We start from the raw sequence: 4,894 nt of genomic DNA on the forward strand, positions 1-4,894 counted from the left end.
ACGTGCCCTGGGGGCCGCATGGCGCATAGGGGAGGTGACTCGGGGGCATCCTCGTGCCCGGACCGCGCATGAGCGCTCAGTCCCGCGGGCCGCGAGGTGCGGTTCCGGAAGAGCTCGGGCGATTAGTGCGGCTCGGCTGAGGCTGTCGCCAGCCTTGCACCTGCCGTCTATCGACCAGGTAGTCTACCTGGGCCCTTACCGGAAGGAGAACTAATCCCTGGAACGGCTTCCCGCTTAGATGCCTTCAGCGGTTATCCGCGCCGCACGCGGCTACCCGGCCGTGCCGTTGGTCGACAACCGGTTCACCGGAGGTGCGTCCACCCCGGTCCTCTCGTACTGGGGGCAGCCTCCATCGATTCTCCTGCGCCCACGGAGGATAGGGACCGAACTGTCTCACGACGTTCTGAACCCAGCTCGCGTACCGCTTTAAACGGCGAACAGCCGTACCCTTGGGACCTGCTCCAGCCCCAGGATGCGATGAGCCGACATCGAGGTGCCAAACCTTGCCGTCGATGTGGACTCTTGGGCAAGATCAGCCTGTTATCCCCGGAGTACCTTTTATCCGTTGAGCGACGGCCCACCCACTCGGGGCCGCCGGATCACTAGAGCCTGCTTTCGCACCTGCTCGGCTTGTGGGCCTCGCAGTCAAGCCCGCTTGTACTCTTGCATTCAAAAGGACGGTTGCCGACCGTCCCGAGCGGACCTTCGCGCGCCTCCGTTACCCTTTAGGAGGCGACCGCCCCAGTCAAACTGCCCGCCTGGCACGGTCCCCGAGCCGGTCGACGGCCTCGGGTTAGGACGCCGGTCGCGCGAGGGCAGTATTCCAAGGGCGGCTCCCCGGGGGCTGGCGCCTCCGGATCGATGCCTCCTGCCTATCCTCTACACGCGGGACCAGCGGCCAATGCCAAGCTGCAGTGAAGGTTCACGGGGTCTTTCCGTCCTTCCGCGGGTAAGTCGCATCTTCACGACCAGTGCAATTTCACCGGGTCCATGGTCGAGACAGCGCCCAAGTCGTTGCGCCTTTCGTGCAGGTCGGAACTTACCCGACAAGGAATTTCGCTACCTTAGGACCGTTATAGTTACGGCCGCCGTTTACCGGGGCTTGGCTTCGGGGCTTCGCGCGATGCGCTAACTCCTCCGCGTGACCTTCCGGCACCGGGCAGGCGTCAGACCCTATACGTCGCCTTGCGGCTTCTGCAGAGTCCTGTGTTTTTGGTAAACAGTCGCTTGGGCCTCTCCACTGCGGCCCGCCTCCGCTCCCGGAGCAAGTCCGTTCACGTACGCGCGGGCACCCCTTCTCCCGAAGTTACGGGGCCATTGTGCCGAGTTCCTTGACCATGGTTGACCCGATCGCCTCGGTATGTTCTACCCACCCACCTGTGTCGGTTTGCGGTACGGGCGCGCACGCGCCTGCCTAGGGGTTTTTCTAGGGACCTCGGGCTCACTCGCTTCGCTCAGATGCTTCGTCCGGAGCCTCGCCCTCGTGCGGACCGGATTTCCCTGGTCCGCGGGCCGCGCTCCATCACGGGGACGTCCAGAACCCCGCCGAGCCACCCCCATCCGTCGCCCCGTCGGTCGTAGCGCCGCGTGCGCGGTGCAGGAATGTCTGCCTGCTGCGCGTCGGCTACGCCTTCCGGCCTCGCCTTAGCCCCCGACTGACCCTGGGAGGATTAGCCTTGCCCAGGAAACCTCGGGTTCACGGCGGACGAGTTACTCTCTCGTCTCTCGCTACTCATGCCAGCATTCTCACTCCCATGCGCTCCACCGCCGGTCGCCCGGCGGCTTCCCCGCCCATGGGAAGCTCCCCTACCGATTCTATATAGATAAAATCCCGCCGCTTCGGTGTCCAGCTTAGCCCCGTGTATTGTCGGCGCATGTCCACTCGACCAGTGAGCTGTTACGCACTCTTTGAATGCATGGCTGCTTCTAAGCCAACATCCTGGTTGTCTGGGCGGACGCACATCCTTTGCCACTCGGCTGGAACTTGGGGACCTTAGCGGGCGGTCCGGGCTGTTTCCCTCTCGAGCACACAGCTTAGCCCACATGCTCTGACTGCCGCGCTCTGGGCCGCCGGCATTCGGAGTTCGGTTGGATTCGGTAGGCGGCGAAGCCCCCTCGTCCATCCGGTGCTCTACCTCCGGCGGTGAACGCGCGACGCTAGCCCTAAAGCTATTTCGGGGAGAACGAGATATCTCCGGGTTTGATTGGCCTTTCACCCCTATCCGCAGGTCATCGCCGCCGTTTTCAACCGACGTGCGTTCGGCCCTCCACGGGGTCTTACCCCCGCTTCAGCCTGCCCACGGATAGCTCACCCGGCTTCGCGTCCGCGGCGCGGGACTCAAGTCGCCCTGTTAAGGCTCGCTTTCGCTCCGGCTCCCTTTCGGTTAACCTCGCCCCGCGCCAGCGACTCGCTGGCTCATTCTACAAAAGGCACGCCGTCACACCCCGAAGGGTGCTCCGACTGCTCGTGGGCGCACGGTTTCAGGTACTGTTTCACTCCCCTCCCGGGGTGCTTTTCACCTTTCCCTCACGGTACTGGTGCGCTATCGGTCACAGGGTAGTACTCAGGCTTGGATGGTGGTCCACCCAGGTTCGGACCGGGTTTCACGTGCCCGGCCCTACTCAGGGACCGCGTCGCGCCGTCCGGTCTGGGTTCGCGTACGGGGCTGTCACCCGCTGCGGCCGGCCCTCCCATGCCGTTCCGCTCCCCAGCCGGACCTGCGCCCGGGGGCGGCAGCCCCCGGATGCGCGGCCCTGCAACCCCGTCGGCGGAACCCCTGCCGGGTATGCCCGCTCGACGGTTTGGCCATCGGTCCCCTTTCGCTCGCCGCTACTCGGGGAGTCTCGAGATTGATTTCCTCTCCTCCGGGTACTTAGATGTTTCAGTTCCCCGGGTTGTCCTCCCGGCCCCTATGTGTTCGGGGTCGGGATATCCACACCTCTGTGGATGGGTTCGCCCATTCGGAGACCCCCGGGTCGAAGGATGTGTGCTCCTCGCCGGGGATTATCGCAGCTTGCCGCGTCCTTCATCGGCTCCCTGTGCCAAGGCATCCGCCGTGCGCCCGTGGTATCTTGCGGGACCGCTCTCGGGCCCGCGGGATATCCACGTGTCGCTAATAAAAATTAATCGATATCATGAATAGCGCTCGTATGTCGCAATTCGGGTATCTCATACCGCGGCACAGTCTTGACTGTGCTCGCGATCAGATGCTCCTCACTCATATATAAGTGAATTCTTCTTGTTTGGATCGGATGAATGATTGCTATCATTCTGTCTGATAAATCGCAGAAAAGAATCGAGTCTGGAAGAATGATCTTCCATCTCTCTCCTATCGCTATGCGGCTCTCAAGGTACGCGGGTGCGACCCCGGGGACCGGGTGCTGCGGGGAATCATCCTGGCGGACATCTACCGGACGGGCTCCTGCCCTCTATTCGAGTTAAGTTGATCTCTCTAGAAGATTTATCTCCCTAGAAAGGAGGTGATCCAGCCGCACCTTCCGGTACGGCTACCTTGTTACGACTTCACCCCCCTCACCCTCCACACCTTCGGCGCCTCCCCCCTCTCGGTTGGGCCGGCGACTTCGGGTGCAGACGACTCGGGTGGTGTGACGGGCGGTGTGTACAAGGCCCGGGAACGCATTCACCGCGGCATGCTGATCCGCGATTACTAGCAACTCCGACTTCATGGGGGCGGGTTGCAGCCCCCAATCCGAACTGGGGCCGGCTTTCCGGGATCCGCTCCCCCTCGCGGGGTGGCATCCCTCTGTACCGGCCATTGTAGCACGTGTGCAGCCCAGGGCATAAGGGGCATGATGACTTGACGTCGTCCCCGCCCTCCTCCGCCTTGACGGCGGCGGTCCCGCGTGGGTTCCCGGCATCACCCGATGGCAACACGCGGCGGGGGTTGCGCTCGTTGCGGGACTTAACCCAACATCTCACGACACGAGCTGACGACAGCCATGCACCACCTGTATGGGCTCCTCTCGGCCACGGGGTCTCCCCCGCTTCACCCATATGTCAAGCCCTGGTAAGGTTCTTCGCGTTGCTTCGAATTAAGCCACATGCTCCGCTGCTTGTGCGGGCCCCCGTCAATTCCTTTGAGTTTTAGCCTTGCGGCCGTACTCCCCAGGCGGGACGCTTAATGCGTTGGCTGCGGCACGGGGGGATCGTCCCCCCACACCTAGCGTCCATCGTTTACGGCTGGGACTACCAGGGTATCTAATCCTGTTCGCTCCCCCAGCTTTCGCGCCTCAGCGTCGGTCTCGGCCCAGAGGGCCGCCTTCGCCACCGGTGTTCCACCCGATATCTGCGCATTCCACCGCTACACCGGGTGTTCCACCCTCCCCTACCGGACCCAAGCCGCGGAGGTTCCGGGGGCTTCGGGGGGTTGAGCCCCCCGCTTCGACCCCCGGCCTGCCGGGCCGCCTACGCGCGCTTTACGCCCAATGAATCCGGATAACGCTCGCCCCCTACGTATTACCGCGGCTGCTGGCACGTAGTTAGCCGGGGCTTCTTCTGCAGGTACAGTCTTGACTCTTCCCTGCTGAAAGCGGTTTACGACCCGAAGGCCTCCGTCCCGCACGCGGCGTCGCTGCGTCAGGGTTCCCCCCATTGCGCAAGATTCCCCACTGCTGCCTCCCGTAGGAGTCTGGGCCGTGTCTCAGTCCCAATCTGGCCGGTCGGTCTCTCAACCCGGCTACCCGTTGTCGGCACGGTGGGCCGTCACCCCGCCGTCTACCTGATGGGCCGCGGAGCCATCCCCTCCCGTCGGGGCTTTAGCCGGGGTGCCATGCGGCACCCCGGGGTATCCGGTATTACCCGTCCTTTCGGGCGGCTATCCCGGGGGAGGGGGCAGGTTCTCCACGTGTTACTCAGCCGTTCGCCACTCGCTTC

Annotated in this window: 2 rRNA genes; both read right to left on the bottom strand. The window is 63.7% G+C overall.

From position 1 onward, the window contains the following. Window positions 1-102 precede the first annotated feature (102 nt). Window positions 103-3,078 (bottom strand): 23S ribosomal RNA (locus DW024_RS09155). Window positions 3,079-3,473: 395 nt separating this feature from the next. Continuing rightward, window positions 3,474-4,894, bottom strand: a 16S ribosomal RNA gene (locus tag DW024_RS09160); the annotation flags it as partial.

It is taken from the genome of Collinsella sp. AF37-9, assembly GCF_003475115.1.
Taxonomy (GTDB): Bacteria; Actinomycetota; Coriobacteriia; order Coriobacteriales; family Coriobacteriaceae; genus Collinsella.